The sequence below is a fragment of the Streptomyces sp. H27-H5 genome (assembly GCF_026627505.1).
Classification (GTDB): Bacteria; Actinomycetota; Actinomycetes; order Streptomycetales; family Streptomycetaceae; genus Streptomyces.
Window position 1 is genome coordinate 63,828 of sequence record NZ_JAPNLK010000007.1, and the last position, 19,240, is coordinate 83,067.

The 19,240-nt window shown below is 67.6% G+C and carries 30 protein-coding genes; all 30 read left to right on the plus strand.

Annotated elements, in window-relative coordinates; genetic code table 11:
- Positions 1–14: 14 nt before the first annotated feature.
- The 30 genes from OTB19_RS04930 to OTB19_RS05075 all read left to right on the plus strand — a co-directional run bounded on the left by OTB19_RS04930 (position 15) and on the right by OTB19_RS05075 (position 19,238).
- Positions 15–452, plus strand: coding sequence for a hypothetical protein (locus tag OTB19_RS04930; protein WP_267796727.1), 438 nt, complete (start codon positions 15–17; stop codon positions 450–452).
- A 115-nt stretch (positions 453–567) separates the two neighbouring features.
- Entirely contained in the window at positions 568–1,005 is a 438-nt protein-coding gene (locus OTB19_RS04935; RefSeq protein WP_267796728.1) for a hypothetical protein, read from the plus strand.
- A gap of 67 nt (positions 1,006–1,072) precedes the next feature.
- Entirely contained in the window at positions 1,073–1,912 is an 840-nt protein-coding gene (locus tag OTB19_RS04940) for an AAA family ATPase (RefSeq protein ID WP_267796730.1), read from the plus strand.
- A 12-nt stretch (positions 1,913–1,924) separates the two neighbouring features.
- Positions 1,925–2,308, plus strand: a complete 384-nt coding sequence (locus tag OTB19_RS04945) for a hypothetical protein (RefSeq protein WP_267796731.1) — start codon at positions 1,925–1,927, stop codon at positions 2,306–2,308.
- A gap of 238 nt (positions 2,309–2,546) precedes the next feature.
- Positions 2,547–2,852, plus strand: a complete 306-nt coding sequence (locus tag OTB19_RS04950; protein ID WP_267796825.1) for a CHC2 zinc finger domain-containing protein — start codon at positions 2,547–2,549, stop codon at positions 2,850–2,852.
- A complete protein-coding gene (locus OTB19_RS04955) occupies positions 2,734–3,351 on the plus strand; it encodes a topoisomerase (RefSeq protein ID WP_267796826.1) in 618 nt (205 codons plus the stop codon). Before OTB19_RS04950 ends, OTB19_RS04955 begins: the two co-directional genes overlap by 119 nt.
- Positions 3,348–3,698: a hypothetical protein gene (locus OTB19_RS04960; protein ID WP_267796732.1), complete on the plus strand. Its 351-nt coding sequence runs from the start codon at positions 3,348–3,350 to the stop codon at positions 3,696–3,698. Before OTB19_RS04955 ends, OTB19_RS04960 begins: the two co-directional genes overlap by 4 nt.
- On the plus strand, positions 3,695–3,928 hold the full coding sequence (locus OTB19_RS04965; RefSeq protein ID WP_267796733.1) for a hypothetical protein: 234 nt from the start codon (positions 3,695–3,697) through the stop codon (positions 3,926–3,928). Before OTB19_RS04960 ends, OTB19_RS04965 begins: the two co-directional genes overlap by 4 nt.
- Positions 3,909–5,105 carry a hypothetical protein gene (locus OTB19_RS04970; RefSeq protein WP_267796734.1) on the plus strand — a complete coding sequence of 399 codons (1,197 nt, stop codon included), beginning with the start codon at positions 3,909–3,911 and terminating at the stop codon, positions 5,103–5,105. Before OTB19_RS04965 ends, OTB19_RS04970 begins: the two co-directional genes overlap by 20 nt.
- Entirely contained in the window at positions 5,102–5,446 is a 345-nt protein-coding gene (locus tag OTB19_RS04975) for a hypothetical protein (protein ID WP_267796735.1), read from the plus strand. The genes OTB19_RS04970 and OTB19_RS04975 overlap by 4 nt, the downstream gene beginning before the upstream one ends.
- Positions 5,443–5,829: a hypothetical protein gene (locus tag OTB19_RS04980; protein ID WP_267796736.1), complete on the plus strand. Its 387-nt coding sequence runs from the start codon at positions 5,443–5,445 to the stop codon at positions 5,827–5,829. The genes OTB19_RS04975 and OTB19_RS04980 overlap by 4 nt, the downstream gene beginning before the upstream one ends.
- A gap of 133 nt (positions 5,830–5,962) precedes the next feature.
- Positions 5,963–7,207 (plus strand): helix-turn-helix domain-containing protein, encoded by a 1,245-nt coding sequence (locus OTB19_RS04985; RefSeq protein WP_267796738.1) that lies wholly within the window; start codon positions 5,963–5,965, stop codon positions 7,205–7,207.
- 245 nt (positions 7,208–7,452) lie between these two features.
- Positions 7,453–7,809, plus strand: a complete 357-nt coding sequence (locus OTB19_RS04990; protein ID WP_267796739.1) for a hypothetical protein — start codon at positions 7,453–7,455, stop codon at positions 7,807–7,809.
- A gap of 26 nt (positions 7,810–7,835) precedes the next feature.
- Complete coding sequence (locus OTB19_RS04995) at positions 7,836–8,210, plus strand: ATP-binding protein (RefSeq protein ID WP_267796740.1); 375 nt, start codon at positions 7,836–7,838, stop codon at positions 8,208–8,210.
- Complete coding sequence (locus OTB19_RS05000; RefSeq protein WP_267796741.1) at positions 8,210–8,770, plus strand: hypothetical protein; 561 nt, start codon at positions 8,210–8,212, stop codon at positions 8,768–8,770. The genes OTB19_RS04995 and OTB19_RS05000 overlap by 1 nt, the downstream gene beginning before the upstream one ends.
- A gap of 104 nt (positions 8,771–8,874) precedes the next feature.
- Entirely contained in the window at positions 8,875–9,150 is a 276-nt protein-coding gene (locus OTB19_RS05005) for a hypothetical protein (protein ID WP_267796743.1), read from the plus strand.
- A gap of 57 nt (positions 9,151–9,207) precedes the next feature.
- Positions 9,208–9,510, plus strand: a complete 303-nt coding sequence (locus tag OTB19_RS05010) for a hypothetical protein (RefSeq protein WP_267796744.1) — start codon at positions 9,208–9,210, stop codon at positions 9,508–9,510.
- Between the two features lie 166 nt (positions 9,511–9,676).
- Positions 9,677–9,829: a hypothetical protein gene (locus OTB19_RS05015; RefSeq protein ID WP_267796745.1), complete on the plus strand. Its 153-nt coding sequence runs from the start codon at positions 9,677–9,679 to the stop codon at positions 9,827–9,829.
- A gap of 46 nt (positions 9,830–9,875) precedes the next feature.
- Positions 9,876–10,136, plus strand: a complete 261-nt coding sequence (gene tgmA / locus OTB19_RS05020) for a putative ATP-grasp-modified RiPP (protein ID WP_267796746.1) — start codon at positions 9,876–9,878, stop codon at positions 10,134–10,136.
- Positions 10,136–11,101 (plus strand): ATP-grasp ribosomal peptide maturase, encoded by a 966-nt coding sequence (gene tgmB, locus OTB19_RS05025; RefSeq protein WP_267796747.1) that lies wholly within the window; start codon positions 10,136–10,138, stop codon positions 11,099–11,101. Before tgmA ends, tgmB begins: the two co-directional genes overlap by 1 nt.
- The gene (gene tgmC / locus OTB19_RS05030) at positions 11,098–12,270 is read left to right on the plus strand and encodes an ATP-grasp peptide maturase system methyltransferase (protein WP_267796749.1); all 1,173 of its coding nucleotides are present in this window, start codon (positions 11,098–11,100) and stop codon (positions 12,268–12,270) included. The genes tgmB and tgmC overlap by 4 nt, the downstream gene beginning before the upstream one ends.
- A gap of 27 nt (positions 12,271–12,297) precedes the next feature.
- Positions 12,298–12,594 carry a DUF6087 family protein gene (locus OTB19_RS05035; RefSeq protein ID WP_267796751.1) on the plus strand — a complete coding sequence of 99 codons (297 nt, stop codon included), beginning with the start codon at positions 12,298–12,300 and terminating at the stop codon, positions 12,592–12,594.
- A 449-nt stretch (positions 12,595–13,043) separates the two neighbouring features.
- On the plus strand, positions 13,044–13,670 hold the full coding sequence (locus tag OTB19_RS05040) for a 2-oxo-4-hydroxy-4-carboxy-5-ureidoimidazoline decarboxylase (RefSeq protein ID WP_385643401.1): 627 nt from the start codon (positions 13,044–13,046) through the stop codon (positions 13,668–13,670).
- 152 nt (positions 13,671–13,822) lie between these two features.
- The gene (gene sdhC, locus OTB19_RS05045) at positions 13,823–14,203 is read left to right on the plus strand and encodes a succinate dehydrogenase, cytochrome b556 subunit (RefSeq protein ID WP_267796753.1); all 381 of its coding nucleotides are present in this window, start codon (positions 13,823–13,825) and stop codon (positions 14,201–14,203) included.
- Between the two features lie 5 nt (positions 14,204–14,208).
- A complete protein-coding gene (locus OTB19_RS05050; protein ID WP_267796755.1) occupies positions 14,209–14,691 on the plus strand; it encodes a succinate dehydrogenase hydrophobic membrane anchor subunit in 483 nt (160 codons plus the stop codon).
- Positions 14,692–14,714: 23 nt separating this feature from the next.
- Positions 14,715–16,469, plus strand: a complete 1,755-nt coding sequence (sdhA, locus tag OTB19_RS05055; RefSeq protein ID WP_267796757.1) for a succinate dehydrogenase flavoprotein subunit — start codon at positions 14,715–14,717, stop codon at positions 16,467–16,469.
- Positions 16,469–17,236, plus strand: coding sequence for a succinate dehydrogenase iron-sulfur subunit (locus OTB19_RS05060; RefSeq protein ID WP_053682828.1), 768 nt, complete (start codon positions 16,469–16,471; stop codon positions 17,234–17,236). The genes sdhA and OTB19_RS05060 overlap by 1 nt, the downstream gene beginning before the upstream one ends.
- A gap of 122 nt (positions 17,237–17,358) precedes the next feature.
- On the plus strand, positions 17,359–17,874 hold the full coding sequence (locus OTB19_RS05065) for a hypothetical protein (RefSeq protein WP_267796759.1): 516 nt from the start codon (positions 17,359–17,361) through the stop codon (positions 17,872–17,874).
- Between the two features lie 94 nt (positions 17,875–17,968).
- Entirely contained in the window at positions 17,969–18,730 is a 762-nt protein-coding gene (locus OTB19_RS05070) for an alpha/beta fold hydrolase (protein WP_267796760.1), read from the plus strand.
- A gap of 103 nt (positions 18,731–18,833) precedes the next feature.
- A complete protein-coding gene (locus OTB19_RS05075) occupies positions 18,834–19,238 on the plus strand; it encodes a hypothetical protein (protein ID WP_267796761.1) in 405 nt (134 codons plus the stop codon).
- The last annotated feature ends 2 nt before the right edge of the window (positions 19,239–19,240 follow it).

A 19,240-nucleotide genomic window follows, 5' to 3' on the forward strand; every position in this document is an offset into this window, starting at 1 on the left:
GAGAGGGGACAGTAATGCCCGAAGAGGCTCGGCCGATCATCACCATCAAGGTCCCATGCGGAGAAGGCGAGTCCGCGCCGCATGCGACGTTCACCGGCACCACGAACAACCTTCGGGAAGAGATCGGCTCTTTCTTCGGTCTAGATTGCAAGAGTGTCACTAACCATACCCTCCACGAGCTACTCGCCGAGGTCGGCCAGCTCGCCAAGAGCACCGAGGCCGTGATTTCCGGCCTAGGAGCCCAGGTCATCCCGCAGGTAGCCGCGCCAACCCCCACACCGCCACAGGCCGCCCCCACCGGCAGCCCATCCGCCGCCATCCTGGAGCAGATCTCCGCCTGCCAGACACCCGAGGAACTCCGCCGCCTTTGGGCCGCCAACCAGGCCGCCTTCGCCGAGACGGTCGTCATGGACGCCTGGAAGGCGCGCGGCCGAGCTCTCCAGGCGTCGTGATGGGCCGTCGACTGCTCGGCGCGGCTGTCGCCGTGGTTCTTGCCGCCGGGCCCTTGAAGCCCCGCCTCCCCCACACCCCCTACCCCGTTCACCGAAAGAGTGGAGATCAGCACTAGTGACCCTGAACCTGAAGAACATCCCGACGCAGGCCGGCGGTTGGTTCAAGCCGAAGGAGGCGCTCGACGCTCCCGCGATCCTTGTCGAGGTCTCGGCGTGGGATCGGCAGCGCCCGACGCCCAACGGCCCCAAGGACAGCGCTCTTTGCAACGTATCGATCTTCCGGACCTCGGAGCAGCTCTCCACGCTGACCCCCGAGGTCTCGCAGGGGATGCGTATCGAACAGACAGTCCTCGCCCGCGACCTGGAAACGATGGTCGGCAGCGCGGTGCTTGTCACCGTTGCCCAGATCCCGCCGACGAAGCCCGGCGCCAATCCCGCATGGGTGTGGCGCCAGGTCAATGACCCGGCCATCCGGGCCCAGGTCATCGCATACGCCGAGCAGCGCGACAAGGCAGTCGAAGCCGCGGTGACCGCAGCTCCCACCTTCGACTGACAGATCGGCCAGCAGGAGGGGGCAGCCTCTGCGCTGCCCCCTCCCCTTCACGATTGGAGCCGATCAAGTGCTCACTCCCGGAAGGTCATTGACCCTCCATGCCGAGGCCGGCCGAGAACTCCCGCGCATCGCAGCCTTCGAGGCCCTCTACAACATCGGCTGCCGCCCCCGGCAGGGCGAGGTCATCATGATTGCGGGCCGGTCGGGAACCCAGAAGTCGGGCCTGGCGCTCTTCTGGGTCGCCCAGATGAACTTGCCGACCTTGTACTTCTCGGCGGACATGTCTGCCTTCACCGCTTCCTCGCGCCTGGCAAGCATGGCGACCGGCGATACGACCGAGATGGTCGAGGCGGGCATGGCGGCAGGCGGCCGGTATCGACAGGAGTACCTGTCCGCACTCGCAGGCTCGCGTATCACGTTCTCCTTCGGAAGCCCGATCGCGTGGAAGAACGTAGACGAGGAGCTGGAGGCGTACATCGAGCTCTGGGACGCGTACCCGGAGGTCTTGGTCTTCGACAACCTCATGGACTTCGAGAACTCGGAGTCGGACTACACGGAGCAGATGGCCGTGATGAGCGGCTTGACCGAACTGGCCCGCGCGACCGGCGCGACCGTGATCGTCCTGCACCACGCAAGCGACAAGTCGTGGGAGGCGAAGTCCGATCCGTGGGCGCCGCCTTCCCGCGATCAGGTCAAGGGTGGGCTCAGCGAGAAGCCGGAGCTGAGCCTCTCCGTAGCGCTGGACCCGTCCAGCCTCGAATACCGGATCGCGGTGATCAAGCAACGCATGGGGCCGAGCGACCCCACCGCCCGTCGGTACGCCACCCTCCGTTGCCATCCGGAGATCACCCGGTTTTCCGCGCTCGCGCCACGCCAGTGGTCCCCGCTCGATGCGCTCAAGCAGTGAGGAATGTAAGAATTGACTGACGTAGCAGCGCGGAACCGCCGGAACAAGCGGCGCGGATCCGACTGGGAGGCGGAGCTCCGCGACCAACTGCGTTCCGCAGGCTTCGACATCGAGCGCCTGCGCCTCACGGGCAAGGATGACGAGGGCGATCACGTTGTCCGGCGTCCAGGCGGGCGCCCTCTCATCATCGAAGCCAAGAACGCGAAGTTCGAGCCCAGCACGTTCGTCCGCGAGGTCCTGCGCGAGCGGGACAACTACGCACGTCATCGCGGGCTGGCTCCCTCCGGCGTTGATGCCGTGGCCGTCGTCCGCCGTCGGGGCGCGAACTGGCGCGATGCCTACGTCCTCACCACGGTTTCCGAGTACTTCGGCCTCTCCCGCGAGGCCGAACGGTGAGGCAGTTCGAGGAGATGGCCGAGCACCGACGCCTGGCTCGGGAGCTCTCCGACCTGCCGAGCGAGTCGGACCCCGAAGGGCTTGACGACCTCGGATGGGACGGGCAGGCCGCCCACTTCCGCGGACGGAGGGTCGCATGAGACTCCGCGACATCGGCCGGCATGACCACGAGGACCAGCCGAAGCCCGACCTGGTGGCAGTCCTGGAGCACTACGGGGTCTCGATGACCCGGACCGGAATGGTCGCATGCCCCCTGCACGAGGACCGCACCCCCTCCTGCTCCGTGGACGAGAACAAGGGCCTGTGGAAATGCCATAGCTGCGGCCAGGGCGGCGATTCATACAACCTGATCATGCAGAAGGAGAGCACCACCTTTGTCGGAGCGCGAACCCTTGCGGCCTCTCTCGGCCTCCCAGCGGACGATGCTGGAGGAGGCGACGAACGCCTATCAGGCAGCTCTTACGGCGGACGCCGCCCGCTACCTGGCCGAACGAGGGATCGGCGAGGAGGAGGTGGCTACGTACCGGCTTGGCGTCGTAGCTGACCCTCTGCCCGGTCACGGCCGCTACCGCGGAATGCTGGCGATCCCCTACCTCGCCCACGACGCTCACACGCTAACCATCCGCTTCCGCTGCCTGGAAGAGCACGACCACCGAGCCCTGGGCCACGGCAAGTACAACACCCTGCCGGGCGACCCGCCCCGCATCTACGGCGTCGACTCCATCCACCAGGCCGGAGACGACATCCACCTCGGCGAAGGCGAACTCGACAGGATCATCCTAAGGAAGATCGGCTGGCACGCCGTATCGGCTCCCGGCGTCGAGATGTTCTTCGGCAGACACCGCCGCATGCTCGCCGGGTTCTCCCGCGTCTGGGTGTGGTCCGACCCGGACGATGCCGGCGCCCGCCTGACCGCCAAGGTCACCCGGTCTCTTCGCTCCGCCGCGAGCGTCCGTCTGCGCACAGGCGACGTGACCGAGACCTACAAGGCCGGAGGCGCCCAAGCCCTACACGACCTGCTCGAAGAGGAAAAGTCCAAGTGACCGAGAAGACAGCCCCGAAGCGGACGACCCGCAGGCCGGACCCGACCACCGCAGTCCTGGGCGAAATACGGGCTGAACGCAAGGCACTGCCCGATGAGGACCGCCCGCTGAGTGGAGGGCTCCGGCCCGACCGTGCCCGCCTGCACTACCGCCGGGAAGCCGACCGCTGGGCGGAGATCGCCTTCGCCCGCTCGCTGGCCGACCACTCCGGCTGGGACGCCGAGCTCCTGGCCGTACTCAATGCAGCCATCGCCGCCGCAGATCCCGCTGCCGCCCGCGCCGGCCTCATCCAGGTGGCCGCACTTGCCACGGCCGCCGTCGAACACCTTGACCGGGCAAGCGCGTGAGCAACCCCTTGCCGGGACGCCCCGGCCCCCGCCTTCTGGCGATCTGGAACGCCCTCGACGGACGCGAACGCGAGGCCTTCGAGCGCCACCTCCTCCAGGACACGGCAGCCGAAGACCTCGTCTGGATTCTCGATCGATACGGCCACCAGGTATCCGCCTCCACCATCCGTACCTACCGGCGCCGACTGCGCCAGGAAGGGGTGACCGCCCTTGAGCGACACCCTGCTTGATGAGCTCCTCGCCAAGCCTGTAGGCCCCTCGCTACCGACCCGCCAACTTGACCCCGAGAAGGACTTCACCCGACAGATCGAGGTGGCCGGGGACGCCGCAGAGGTCACGGTGCGCGGCCCCGCCGAGATGGACCACGAGTCCAGCGCCACCGACGTACTGCGTGCTCACGGCCTGGCGCCGAGTGACTGGGACGTAAAGGGTTTCCGCTCCTCCGAGTGGACGATGCCCGGCGGTGAGCTCGGCGTCAGCACCCGATTCACCTTTGTCCGCCACCAGCCCACTACTGAGGCCGAGCGTCCCGACCTGGACGAGCTGTTCTCCCTCATCGACAACTACGACCCGCCCCGGCTGGCGACGGCGGAACGGCAGGGCGACCACACGCTGATCATTGCCCTCGGGGATATGCAGATCGGCAAGGCCGACGGTGACGGTGTGGCTGGCACGCTGCGCCGGACGATCACCTGCATCGACAAGGCGACGGCCCTACTGGCCGAGTACCGGAAACGCTTCTCTATCGGCCACGTCCACCTCGCCTGGCTCGGCGACCACATCGAGGGCTACCAGTCACAGGGCGGCGCGAACGCATGGCGAACCGCGCTGACGCTCACGGAGCAGATCCGCGTAACTCGTCGGATCATGGCGCATGCCGTTCTCGGCTTGGCACCCCTCGTGGAGCGCCTGACGGTTGCCGCCGTCCCGGGCAACCACGGTGAGGCCGTCAGGTTCAACGGCAAGGGCGTAACCCGCTACGACGATTCCCACGACACGGATGCCCTGATCGCCGTGCAGGAGGCCGTCTCGCTGGCGCCCGAGGAGTTCCGGCACGTCGAGTTCTTCGTGCCCGACACTGACGAGCTGACTCTCGTGGTCGACTGCTCGGGAACCGTCGTAGCGCACGCTCATGGTCATCAGTGGAAGGGCGGCAAGCACTTCGACTGGTGGAAGGGCCAGTCCTTCAGCAAGGCATCGGCCATGCACCAGGCGGACGTTCTCCTCGCCGGCCACCTTCACCACGAGTTCGTCGACACCGACGGCCCCCGCACCTTCATCCAGATACCGGCCATGGAATCCGAGTCGACCTGGTGGCGACATCGCACAGGCACGGTCGGGGCGCCCGGCCTCATGGTCATGGTGACCAAGAACGGCCAGGTGCCGGTCAAGGAGGTGGTCCGATGAACCTGAATCTCGCCGATCTCGAATCAGCCGAAGCTACGGCGGTCGACTGGTCCGTACTCGCCGAGCCGCAGGTCGACAGCGTGATCAAGGCGGTCGCCCGCAGCTTCGCCCGCGACTACGGGCTAACGCTGGAGTACGACGACGCCTTCCAGGAGGCCGTCCTCGTGTGCGCCGAGCGCTCTCGCGACGTCCGCCGCATCCTCTTCGAGTCCGGCCCCGGCCTGCTGCACCGCTGGCTCTCCCAGCGTCTCCGAGACCGCTGGCTCACCGAGGCCCGACACCGTGCCGGCCACACCTCATACGAGGCCGCCCAGCAGGCAGCCGGAAGGAGTGAGCGATGAGCGGCTACGACCGGCGCCTCATCGAGCACCTCCTGCCGGCCGTCTGGGACGTGGAGGCCGCGTATGGCATCCGCAACCCCACCGCTCCCGATGCCGACATGCCGAAGGGCACGGTCGACAAGAAGGCCGCAGGAACCCTGTTTGCGCACCTCGCGGACATCCGTCTGGGCTGGACGACTGCTCCCCTCTCGCTGGGCGAGCGCCAGGCCCTTCTGCTCCGATACGGAGCCGACATCCACGACGACGAGGCGGGAGCGCTTCAGGGCGTGAGTGGAAGAGCGGCGCGGTACCGGCGAGAGCGGGGAGTGGGCAAGATCGCAGCGCACCTGAATGGCGTTCCGTACGTGGACGGCTATCAGGACCTCGAAGTCGGCGCGGACTGAGGCGAATTCGAACGCAGCCGCCAGGCCCGCAGCCCGTGAGGGGGTTGCGGGCTTTGGCTGCACGCCGTGCCCCTCTGAGCGGGTACCGTTCAAGGACAGGCGACGTGTTCTTGAACGGACTTGGAGTCGGAGAATGCCCCAGTGGAGCGACTACAGTACTGGCGAACGGATCAAGATCCTTCGCGGTAAGCACATCTCACAACAGCAGCTCGCCAACATGACAGAGCTGTCCCTGCCCACCATTCGCGCCGCTGAGCAGGGCCGCCGCCTCTCTCTGCCGACGTTACTCAAGATCGCCAACGCGTTGAGCGTGGACACCAGCGTTGTCCTGGGCCAGCAGGCGCCCCGTCGTTCCATGGAGCCTAGCGACCGCACCACCCTGCGCTTCATCTCGTCGAGTGTTCATGACACGGCGGCTGGCTACCTTCCCGCGGACGCCGAGGCAGTGGACGTTGCCGAACTGTCCGCCGCTACCAAGAAGGCATGGTCTCTCTACTGGAGCGGCAACTACCAGGAGCTTGGCGCCATCCTGGGGCCCCTACTGCGAGACGCTGCCGTCACGGCTCAGGTACTCGACGGCGACGCCGCCCACCCCGTTCACGGCTTCCTCTCTGACGGCTACCAGATCGCGGCGTGCGTCGCTAATCTCTTCGGCGCCCGGGACCTGGCCTACTCCTCCATCGGCCACTCCCGCAATGCAGCTCTCGCCTCAGGTGATGCGCTCCGCACCGCACGCGTCGATTCGGCCCGCTCCTGGGTCTACCTGCGTGACGGCCGGCTACAGCGCTCGATGGCAGTCGCCGAAGAGGCCGCGACCGCGATCGAGCCCCGCTATTCCGACCACAGTCCTGAGCGACTCACCGTCTACGGCAACCTGCTGAACCACTGTGCCGTAACCGCTGCGCGTTTGGAGGACGAGGTCCGCACCGGGGACTTTCTGTCCCAACTCCACGCGGTCGGCGCCCGCCTCGGCCGCGAACGGGACTTCCACGGTGCCCGCTTCGGGCCGCACACGGCCACGACGCAAGCTGTCGGGATCAACGTCACCATCGGCAAGCCCGGCAAGGCCCTCCAGTTGATCGAGTCAGTGAAGCCGTCGCACCTTGATGGGCTCGCTGACGCCGCCCGTAACCGGTATCGGCTCGACGTGGCCTTGGCTCAGGCAGACGCCAAGCTCTACGACAAGGCGCTCGACACACTGGAGGATGTCCTCCACGACGCTCCCCAGTGGTCTCGGCACCAGGCCCTCCCGGCGGTTATCGTCCAAAAGATCGGAAGCGCTTCCACAGCTCGCTTGCGGCGGGTCTCGAAGATGATCGGTGTGCCAGCCGTTCCGATCGACGGTTTCGCGCCTGCGACGGCCAAAACCGCTCTGTAGAATGGCATATGACGCGTTCGGTGAGCACCGAAGTAACACGTCTCGTATCACTTTTCCGCGCTGACAGCTTGAAGTGATACGCGCCGTATCACCGAGCGGCCGACAACTTTCCAGAGTGATACGCCTCGTTACTTCCGGCTCTGCGACTGCTCCGCCACGGTGGGTGCATGAACCGGACCCCCGCGAGTAACCAGCGCCGCCGTAACATCGCTGACGCCGCTAGCGGATTTCCTGACCGAACCCGCGTGGTGCTGTACGCCATCGTCGACGACTGCGACGACCCGGAGCCCGTAATCGCCCGGCTCCGGGCGTACGCCGAAGCCCGAGACTGGGTCGTCTCGGAGGGTGCCGTTCTCATCGACATCGGTTCCGCGACACGCCATCGCCGCGAGCGGCCGAACTGGTTCAAGGCCTCGGCCCTCCTCCGGGAGGGCGCGGTCGAGGGACTCATCGCGCCGTCACTGAGTCAGATCGCCCATGGGCCCGTCGAGCGGGACGAGTTCCTCGCTTGGCTCGCGACCCTCGCCAAGTTCGCGATCTACCTGGACGGGTCCGACGCCTCGGGTCTGACCGATTGTGACGCCAGCCAGGTCGAATCATGAGGACGGCCGCTTCCCTACCGGCTCCGATGGCGGTCTCGTTCTCCGCTGAGCCCCACCGCGTCCAACAGATGCGCCGCCTCGCAGGTGCCTACCTCGGCTGCTTCGGAACGTTCAGCCCGGAGATGATCGAAGTCGTACAGCTCCTTGTCAGCGAGCTGGTTACCAATGCCATCGTGCACGGCGAGACGGCCGAGGTCGGCTTCCGGCTCTCCTTCGAGCAGTCCGATCAGTTACGCATCGAGGTCGACGACCATTCGGCCGGCACCCCTGAGGTCCGGCACCTAGATCCGGAAGCCGAGAACGGCCGAGGCATGCTGCTCGTCGCCTTATTCGCTCAAAACTGGGGACGGGCGAAGACGAGCACTTGGTGCACCGTGTCGACTGGAGCGGTGGCGGCCTGATGAGCAAGCATGCGGCGCAGCGACGGCGGTTCCTCATTCTCCCCCGAGCTACGCGATCCGAAGGTAGCTTCAGCGAGCGGCGGGCGCCCGGTTCCGCATGGGAACGACCGCTCCCGGAAGCTGGCTTTGCCCTCGCGGGCGAGACGGCCCCGGAAGTTGCCATCCTCCAACGCTGCCTTGAAGGCCTCAAGCGACAGCTCTTAGCCGAGCAGTCTGACGAGCCCCTGCGCTTTACCCCTGAGGCTGTAGAGCAGACGACCGCGTACGTGCTGAGTGGTCACCTCGACGAAGTCGATGTCGCCGAGCTGGCCAACACCTATGCGATCCTGCGGGGCTTTCTCGGAGCTCTGGCGCAGGAGGCCGAAGCACTGCTGGACACCGGGCGCATCGTGGTGCGGGAGCTGGTTCAGCGCGCCCATGCGATGACCGAGGACCGAAGCGAGGGCTGCGGCTGCCTTCAGGACGCGGCTGCGACCGCACGCGATCTTCTGTTCCTTCTGGAGCGCGAGGGGTGGCGAGGCGACCATCATGCGCCGTACGAGCCGCGGACCGACCGGTGAGGTTCGGGCGGGAAGGGCCCCCGCTGACCGAGGCTCAGCGCAACGTGAAGCGCAACCTGGAGCGCATCCTGAACCCTCCGCGCCCTCGGCTACGGGATCGCGCCATGCGGCCCGTCTGGTGGACCGAGGAGCTCTGGAGCCGCCACGTCCGTCACCGGAAGCTGCACCGGATGCTGGACGGCATGAGAGCCCATGTGGAGGCCACTATGCCTCCCGACTGGCGGACGCCAGAACACGAGGCCCGCAGTCTTCAGCGCCTTCGACTCGCCATCGCCAAGGACGCGCAGCGCGAGCTGATCCGACAGTCGGTGGTAGAGACCGACAAGCGTGACGCCGAACGAGCGGCCATCGACGAGAGCACCAGGTCCGAGAACCCCTGAATCTGCTCCCGCTCCTGGGGGCGTCGATTCATTCCGTACAAGGAGGGACAGTCAGCCATGCCGGCATTCTGGAATCCGCGGCGCGTCTATGCCTACCTGGCGATGCACAGGCGCTTCGAGCCGTACGACTTCGTCGACTCCTTGGCCGAGGAGGCAGGTGCCGCCGACCTGCCGCCCGAGGGAGCGCACCTGCGAATCTCCGGGTTCGGCTTCCGCGCGGAGGCTCAAGGCAAGACCGGTTTCGCCGCGCTGAGGATCATCCGCAAGGACAACCCGGTCCTGGTCCACGTTCTCTATACCTACCTGGCCGTCCTTAGCGTGCTCTCCGCCCTTCTCCTCGCCCGCTTCCTTACACCGTAGCGGGCCGTCCGCATCGAACTTCCGCCCCCCGGCAGGGGCTTCCTGGGGCGCCGGTACTCACTACGGCCGGCAGCTCAACCGGGGGCGGATGCCCGCTCCGGCGTGACGGACGGGCGGGCAGTCCCGCGATCAACCGGTCGCTGGAGCGTCAACCGAAAGGGGGCCCATGGCCACCAAGGTCGAATCCAAGCCCGAGGAGCCCGAGACCATGAGCGACACCGAGCTTGCCGAAGAGCCGAACGGCGACACCCCTGCCGGGGATGAGAGCGGCCACGACGTCGCCGAGCCGCTCGACGGCTACGCGTTGCTCGTCGCGTAGTTCACAGCGTTCCACCCATTATTCGAACCGATTCAGAGGAGCTTTCGTGACCGTCTCCATTGCACAGCTCTCCCCCGCCCGCCCGTGGGGTGCCGGCCGACTCGCGCCGTACCCGACCACCAGCCACCGCCCGCACTCCACGATCACCATTGACCCTGACACCCAGGTCGGTGTGTACCGCGACCGTGCCGGCCGCGTGGTCGAGATGGGCAAGCACGGCACGAGCTCCGGGACCGAGACGTCCACGACGACGAACTCGGACTCGAAGAACGACCAGGGCCACGACCAGGACAGCAACCAGGACTGATGACCAAGACCGAGAAGAGGCCGGTACTCGTTGTCACCGAGGCGGACGACATCACCGCCGACATGGTGATCACCGAACTCAACCGGCGGAAGGTGCCGGTGGTCAGGTTCAATCCCGCCGACATCGGCGAGGGCCTCACGGTCTCGGCTCGGTTCGGCACCTGCCCGGCCCCAGTGGCCGGGCAGGTGCGTACCCCGTCGAGGACCGCTGATCTTGCCGTCGTGCGATCGGTGTACTGGCGCCGCCCGGAATGGCCCACGTTCTCCCACCTGCCTCCGGACGACTCCCGGTTCGCGGCTGCGCAAGTCCGGTACGGGCTTGGAGGCACGCTCTACGCCCTGGACGGGCCGCTCTGGGTCAATCACCCGTTGCGGGTCGCCGCGGCCGACTACAAACCGGCCCAGCTCGCTCTTGCCCAGCAGCTCGGCTTCATCATCCCTCCCACCGTCGTCACCAACGATCCGGATGAGGCGCGCAAATTCATCCGCGCCCAAGGGGACGCAATCTTCAAGACACTTCGGTGGACCCCCTACGCGCGTGAAGGCGTGCCTGTGACCGGGTGGGCTGACCCCGTCACCGCCGACGAGATTGACGACAGCATTCGCATCACCCCGCATCTGTTCCAGGCCCGGGTGGACAAAGTCGCCGACCTCCGCGTTCTCATCGTGGGTCGGCACACCTTCGCTGTGCGCATCGAGTCCGATCTGTTGGACTGGCGCAAGGACTACAGCGCCCTCACCTACAGCGTCGAACACCTCCCGCATCGGGTGCACCAGGGGCTACACGCCTACCTGCACCACTTGGGGCTTGTATCGGGAAGCTTCGACCTCGCGGTGGACCGGGCAGGGGACTACTGGTGGCTGGAGCTGAACCCCAACGGTCAATGGGGGTGGCTGGAGACGGAGACCGGCCTGCCGATGTCCGCAGCCTTCGCCGACCTACTTACGCAAGGAGACAGCCGATGACCCACTCCCAGTCCGAGCGGCGCCGCATGGCAGTCCTGCTTTCGGCCAAGGGCGTCCTGACGTCCCCCTGGCTGCGCGCGGCCGTGGAGACCGTGCCGCGCGAGCAGTTCCTTCACCCTGGGGTCTTCATCGACGAGGGGCGGGCCTGGCGGCCTGTCACGGCCCTCGGCACCGAACCCGATGAGTGGCTGAAGATCGCATACAGCGTCGATACCCTCACCACGCAGCTCGACGGCCGCCTCACTGCCGATCAGGTCGTCGAGCCCCTCGCCGGCGTACCGACCTCTTCCTCGACCGACCCGACGACCGTCATCGGCATGATCGAGGCCCTGGACCTTGAGGCGGGGCACCGCGTCCTGGAGATCGGCACGGGCACCGGCTACTCCACAGCCCTGATGTGCCACTTCCTCGGTGAGGACAACGTCACCACGATCGAGGTCGATCCGCAGGTAGCGGCACGTGCGGATTCTGCGCTGGAAGGTGTCGGCTACTCAACATGGACCGTGACGGGCGATGGACTCCTGGGGCATCCGCGCCGGGCACCATATGACCGGACCATCGCCACCTGTGCGGTCCGCCGCATCCCGTACGCCTGGGTCAGGCAGACGAAGCCCGGCGGGATCATCCTAAGCACGGTGGGGTCATGGCCCTGGGGAACGGGCCTCGCAAAGGTCACCGTAGGTGACGACGGAACCGCCGAGGGCACCATCACGGGACGCTCCTCCTTCATGCAGGCGCGCGCGCAGGCGGTGACCCCCGTGGCTGGTGACCTGTCAGCTCGCACCGCGTACGCCGACAGCAAGCGAGAGGCCAAGGTGTCACCCCTTCTGCTGGAGGAGTGGATGCCCGCCTTCCTCGCGCAGCTCGCCGCACCGGGCGCACAGCTTGTCCGCGCATCCACGAGCAACGGTGCGCGCCTCCTGTATCTCTTCGACCCTGCGCGCGAATCCTTCGCCGAGTTCGCGGCCGGCGACGAGGGTGGGGTCGTCCGGCAGGGCGGCCCCGTGGCCCTGTGGGACAACGTTGAACGGTCCCTCATCGCGTGGCAGGAAGCAGGTAGCCCCGACATCGCCACCGTCCAACTCCGGATCACGGACAGGGCCCATACCTACTGGATCGGCGATCACCCTGACCTGCGCTGGGAACACCGCCTCGACGTCTCTCACTGATCATGACGGCGACGCTAGGGTTGACTCATGGACGACGAGGAACCTCTGTCGAAGTGGGCGGAGCGCCGAGACGCGAGAATCGGCCGACTGCGGGCCATTCCGATCACCTCGGGCGACAACCCGAAGGGCTCGCACATAAACCCTGATGCGCCGCGCGCCATCGAGCGGTGGAACGGGCACGTCTGGGAGCTCCATGGGTTCGCGCTCAACCTGGCCGAGGCCAAATTCGCCCTGCACCCGGAGGCGAATGCCCCTACGACTCCCACCGCCGACCCCGTAGGCCAGCCGCTAGCCCGCGGAAAGGGCAGACACCGAAAGCCCTAGGCGCCAGAGCCCCGGCCCGCCCCTCGCCCGAGCTACGCGAACCGGGGCTCTGGCGCATGCCACCGAGCATGAGGTCGGTGACTAAGGTCACACGGACGAGTGAAGGGGGTCTCCCCCTCGCGCCGATGGCCACCACGCTGACCAGTATCGATGCAGGAAACGAAGGTCGAGGTCACGCGTTGGGCACATGACCAACGCGTGACCAACAGCACCCAGAAACAGCCAGAAACGCTGTGATCGGGGCATCAGCCGACGGAAGCCGGGGAGCCTCCAACCAGCAGGAAAATGCCTGGTCAGAGGCCCCTCGCCGCACTAGTGCGGCCGGGGGTGGCGGCCTCGGTCGCCTTCCCCTCTTCGGGCTGGTCATACACGCCGGATGTCATCCTTTCGGCTCACTTACGGGTGAAATCCCCGAATGGGCACGACACACCCTGCCTTGCCTCGCTAGCGTGGCGACACACCCACGCCACGCCCCGAGGAGCCCCCCGCTGTCCAGCCACCTTCCGGCACAGGTTCGTGGCGGCTCCGACCCTTCCCACGGATCCGGGCTGACGCGGTTCAACGCCCTCTCGCCCGAAGCGGCGCACGCGGCGCTGTCGTTCTGCTGCGGAAGCCGGCGCTGGGCGCACCGGATGACCGCGCACCGACCGTATCCGGACATCGCGTCGCTGTTGGCCGCGGCCGACGAGGCCTCGTACGACCTCTCCCAGGCCGACCTGACCGAGGCCCTGGCCGGCGAGGCCTCGGCGGAACTCGGCCACGGGGCCTCCTACGCCGCCCGGCTCGCCCTCGACGCGGCCCGGGCGGAGTACGAACGAACCTTCGGGCACGCCTTCGTGATCTGCCTGGACGGGCACCCCCCGGAGGAGCAGGCGGACCAGCTGTTGGCGGCGATCCGCCGGAGGATGGCTCACGAGGTGGACGAGGAACGCTCGATCTCCGCCGACGAGCTTCGCCGGCTCTCCCGGGCCCGACTCGCCGGTCTGTTGGACCGACTGCCCGCCCTGTTGGACCGACTGACCTCGACCGATGGGCTGTCTGCGGCCGATTTCGGGCTATTCGCCCCTGTGGGATAGTCCGTCCGTGCCTGTTTGATCACACCGATGGACCCGGCGCAAGGGAACCGACAAAGCGTCGCTACGATGTCCGGGGCCGGAGGACCGTACCCGGCCGGGCCCGACCGACAAAGAAGCCGGCTGGCCCCCGCCCCACTTCCGGAGGGTTTTCCGTGCCGGCTGGAACGTTGTACCGCGGCCGGGAAGGAATGTGGTCCTGGGTGGCTCATCGAGTCACCGGCGTCCTCATCTTCTTCTTCCTGTTCGTACACGTCCTCGACACCGCTCTCGTCCGCGTCTCCCCTGAGGCGTACGACGATGTCGTGGCTACCTACAAGACTCCGATCGTCGCGCTGCTGGAGTACGGCCTCGTGGCCGCAATCCTGTTCCACGCGCTCAACGGTCTCCGTGTGATCGCCGTGGACTTCTGGGCCAAGGGCCCGCGCTACCAGAAGCAGATGCTCTGGTCCGTCGTGGGCATCTGGGTCGTCCTGATGGTCGGGGCCCTGTACCCCGTCCTGGGTCACGCCGCAGCCGAACTGTTCGGGAAGTGACGCGCATGTCTTCTGACACTTCTTCGCCCAAGGTCATCGGTGACGTGGAGGGCGTGTCCCTCTACGACGTCGAGAACCCGGCGCCGTACATCGAGGCCCCGCGCAAGCGCACCGGCAAGACGCCGCGCTCGACCCGCGGCAACTTCGAGATGGCCGCGTGGCTCTTCATGCGCCTCTCGGGCATCGTCCTGGTCGTGCTCGTCATCGGCCACCTGCTCCTCCAGCTGGTGCTGGACGGCGGCGTCTCCAAGATCGGCTTCGCCTTCGTGGCGGGCCGCTGGGCGTCCCCGTTCTGGCAGGTCTGGGACCTGCTGATGCTGTGGCTGGCCATGCTGCACGGCTCCAACGGCCTGCGCACGGTCATCAACGACTACGCGGAGCGCGCCAACACGCGGCTGTGGCTGAAGGGCCTGCTCTACACCGCCACGGTGTTCACCATCCTTCTGGGCACGCTGGTGATCTTCACCTTCGACCCGAACATCCGCTAGGCAACGGGGCTGAGGCGAAACCAATGAAGATCCACAAGTACGACACCGTCATCGTCGGAGCGGGCGGCGCGGGCATGCGCGCCGCCATCGAGTCGACGAAGCGCAGCCGCACCGCGGTGCTGACGAAGCTCTACCCCACCCGCTCCCACACGGGCGCCGCGCAGGGCGGCATGGCCGCCGCGCTGGCCAACGTGGAGGACGACAACTGGGAGTGGCACACCTTCGACACGGTCAAGGGCGGTGACTACCTGGTCGACCAGGACGCCGCCGAGATCCTGGCGAAGGAGGCCATCGACGCGGTCCTCGACCTGGAGAAGATGGGCCTGCCGTTCAACCGCACCCCGGACGGCACCATCGACCAGCGCCGCTTCGGCGGGCACTCCCGTAACCACGGCGAGGCGCCGGTCCGCCGGTCCTGCTACGCCGCGGACCGCACGGGTCACATGATCCTCCAGACGCTCTACCAGAACTGCGTCAAGGAGGGCGTGGAGTTCTTCAACGAGTTCTACGTCCTGGACCAGCTCCTGGTCGAGGAGGACGGCGTCAAGAAGTCGGCCGGCGTGGTCGCGTACGAGCTCGCCACCGGCGAGATCCACGTGTTCCAGGCGAAGTCCGTCATCTACGCCTCCGGCGGCACCGGCAAGTTCTTCAAGGTGACCTCCAACGCGCACACCCTCACGGGTGACGGCCAGGCGGCCTGCTACCGCCGCGGCCTTCCGCTGGAGGACATGGAGTTCTTCCAGTTCCACCCGACGGGCATCTGGCGCATGGGCATCCTGCTGACGGAGGGCGCCCGCGGTGAGGGCGGCATCCTCCGCAACAAGGACGGCGAGCGCTTCATGGAGAAGTACGCGCCGGTCATGAAGGACCTCGCGTCCCGTGACGTCGTCTCGCGCTCCATCTACACGGAGATCCGCGAGGGCCGCGGCTGCGGTCCCGCCGGGGACCACGTGTACCTGGACCTCACGCACCTCCCGCCGGAGCAGCTCGACGCGAAGCTCCCGGACATCACGGAGTTCGCGCGCACCTACCTGGGCATCGAGCCGTACACGGACCCGATCCCGATCCAGCCCACCGCGCACTACGCCATGGGCGGCATCCCGACCAACGTCGAGGGTGAGGTGCTGGCCGACAACACCACCGTCGTGCCGGGCCTGTACGCGGCCGGCGAGGTCGCCTGTGTCTCCGTGCACGGCGCGAACCGCCTCGGCACCAACTCGCTGCTGGACATCAACGTCTTCGGCAAGCGCTCGGGCATCGCGGCGGCCGCGTACGCCCACGCGCACGACTACGTCGAGCTGCCGGAGAACCCGGCGCAGCAGGTCGTCGAGCTGGTCGAGCACCTGCGCAACTCCACGGGCCACGAGCGGGTCGCCGACCTGCGTCTGGAGCTCCAGGAGACGATGGACGCCTGTGTGATGGTGTTCCGCACGGAGCAGACCATCAAGACCGCGGTCGACAAGATCGCCGAGCTGCGCGAGCGCTACAAGAACGTGTCCGTGCAGGACAAGGGCAAGCGCTTCAACACGGACCTGCTGGAGGCCATCGAGCTGGGCAACCTGCTCGACCTGGCCGAGGTCATGGCCGTGTCCGCGCTCGCGCGCAAGGAGTCCCGCGGCGGTCACTACCGCGAGGACTACCCGAACCGCGACGACGTCAACTTCATGCGCCACACCATGGCGTACCGCGAGGTCGACGACAACGGCACGGACTCGGTCCGTCTCGACTACAAGCCCGTCGTCGTCACCCGCTACCAGCCGATGGAGCGTAAGTACTGATGGCCACCCCCACCCTGTCCAAGACGGACGAGATGGAGGCGGCGGCCGCCGCCTCGCCGTTCATCACGGTCACCTTCCGGATCCGCCGCTTCAACCCCGAGATCTCGGACGAGTCGCAGTGGCAGGACTTCCAGATCGAGATCGACCCGAAGGAGCGCGTGCTCGACGGTCTCCACAAGATCAAGTGGGACCTCGACGGCACGCTGACCTTCCGTCGCTCGTGCGCGCACGGCATCTGCGGCTCCGACGCGATGCGGATCAACGGCAAGAACAGGCTCGCCTGCAAGACGCTGATCAAGGACATCAACCCGGAGAAGCCCATCACGGTCGAGGCCATCAAGGGCCTCACGGTGATGAAGGACCTCATCGTCGACATGGAGCCCTTCTTCCAGGCGTACCGGGACGTCATGCCGTTCCTGGTCACCAAGGGCAACGAGCCGACGCGCGAGCGCCTGCAGTCCGCGGAGGACCGCGAGCGTTTCGACGACACCACCAAGTGCATCCTGTGCGCCGCGTGCACGTCCTCGTGCCCGGTGTTCTGGAACGACGGCCAGTACTTCGGCCCGGCGGCGATCGTCAACGCGCACCGCTTCATCTTCGACTCGCGCGACGAGGCCGGTGAGCAGCGGCTGGAGATCCTGAACGACAAGGACGGCGTGTGGCGTTGCCGCACGACGTTCAACTGCACGGACGCGTGCCCCCGTGGCATCGAGGTCACGAAGGCGATCCAGGAAGTCAAGCGTGCCCTGATCACGCGCCGCTTCTGATCCGACGCCCTGCCGCCGCGGGCCCGTACCCCCTCTCCGGGGGTGCGGGCCCGCGGCGTTCGGGCACCGTTTCGCGGACAGGGGGGCGCGGGCCGCCGGCCGGCTGTGGAAGGATCGTGCGCATGAGCGAGCAGCAGCCGAACCCGTACTCCGACGACCCGGGCGCCGAGGGCCCGCAGGACGACTACAGGTGGGGCCCCGGGAACCCCGGTTACGGCTACCCGCAGCCCTACTCGGCGTACCAGCCCACCATCGGGGGCGGGATACCGATGGGCGCCCCCGGTTACGGCGCCGGCGGGGGGACCCTGTCCCTCGGCGACATCACCGTCTCGGGCGACCAGATCATCACCCCGGCGGGCACGATGCCGCTCAGGGGCGCGGTGTGGAACGCCATGGACATGTCCCGCACCGAGGAGAAGATCCCGACGCACGCGATCGTGCTGGCGATCTGCTTCGCGCTGTTCTGCCTCGTCGGCCTGTTGTTCCTGCTGATGAAGGAGAAAGTGACCACGGGCTACGTGCAGGTCACCGTCACCAGCGGCGGCCGCCACCACTCCACGATGATCCCGGCGACGGACGCGTACACCTTCCAGTGGGTCATGGGCCAGCTCAACTACGCGCGCTCGCTCAGCATGTGACGCGACGCCCGGGGCCCCGCGCCCCGGGACGGCCGCTCGCCCGGCGCCCGATATCCGGTGGTGGCGCGGCGGGCGGGGGCGCGAGGATCGGGGCATGATCCTCGCGCATGATGTGGCCGGCCCCCAAGACGGGCCGGCCTTGGTGTTGTTGCACTCCTCCGTCTGTGACCGACGCATGTGGGAAGGGCAGTGGGCCCCCCTGGTCGAGGCCGGGTTCCGGGTGGTCCGGCCCGACTTCCGCACCTGTGGCGAGTCCCCCGCCGCCACGGCCCCGTACAGCGACGACGGCGACGTGCTCGCCCTGTTGGACGCGCTCGGCATCCGGCGGGCCGCCTTCGTCGGCTCCTCGTACGGCGGCCGGGTCGCCCTGCGGCTCGCCGCGCACGCGCCCGAGCGGGTCCGCGCCCTGGCCCTGCTCTGTCCGGCCCGGCCGGCGCACCGGCGGGGAGCGGCCCTGACGGCCTTCAACGCCGCCGAGGCGGCCCTGTTGGAGGCCGGTGACCTGGAGGGCGCGGCCGAGCTGAACGCCCGCCAGTGGCTCGGCCCGGACGCCGACGGGGCGGCGCACGCCCTGGTGCGGGACATGCAGCTCGCCATCCTCGGGGCCGGGCTGTCCGCCGACGGGGAACTCGAACTCCCCGAGCCGCCCGTCGATCTCGCCGGCATCACGGCACCCGTCCTCGCCGTGGGCGGCGCCCACGACATCCCCGACTTCCGCGACTTCCCCGCCGAACTGCCCTCCCTGGTCCCGGGTGCCGAGCACGTGGAGCTGTCCTGGGCGGGTCATCTGCCCTCGCTGGAGCGGCCCGAGGAGACGGCGGCGCTGCTGCTGGGGTGGGCGGCGCTCCGGTCCTGACGCACGGCCGGGGGCGGACCCGGCCGAAGGCTTGAACCTGTTCAAAAATGGGTCTACAGTCATGGACGTCAGCAGTTGAACACGTTCAAGGGGGCTGAGGGCAATGGACCTCACCGTGGTCGCGTACGTCATCTACCTGGTCATCAGCATCGGGCTCACCATCTGGGTCGCCCGTACGCTCACCCGCAACGGCCGGGTCTTCATCGCCGATGTCCTCCAGGGCAACGAGAAGCTCGCGGATGCCGTGAACCACCTTCTGGTGGTCGGCTTCTACCTCCTGAACATCGGTTTCGTGACGCTCTACCTCCGCTCGGCCGAGACCATCACCGAGGCCCGCGGCCTCTTCGAGGCCCTGTCGGTGAAGCTCGGCGTGGTCCTGCTCGTCCTCGGCGTGATGCACCTCGGCAACGTGTGGGTCCTCAACAAGATGCGCCGCCGGGGCATCATGGAGCGTCAGCAGACCCCGCCCGTCGCCCCCCAGGGCTGGACCGCGCCCGCCCGGGCCTGATC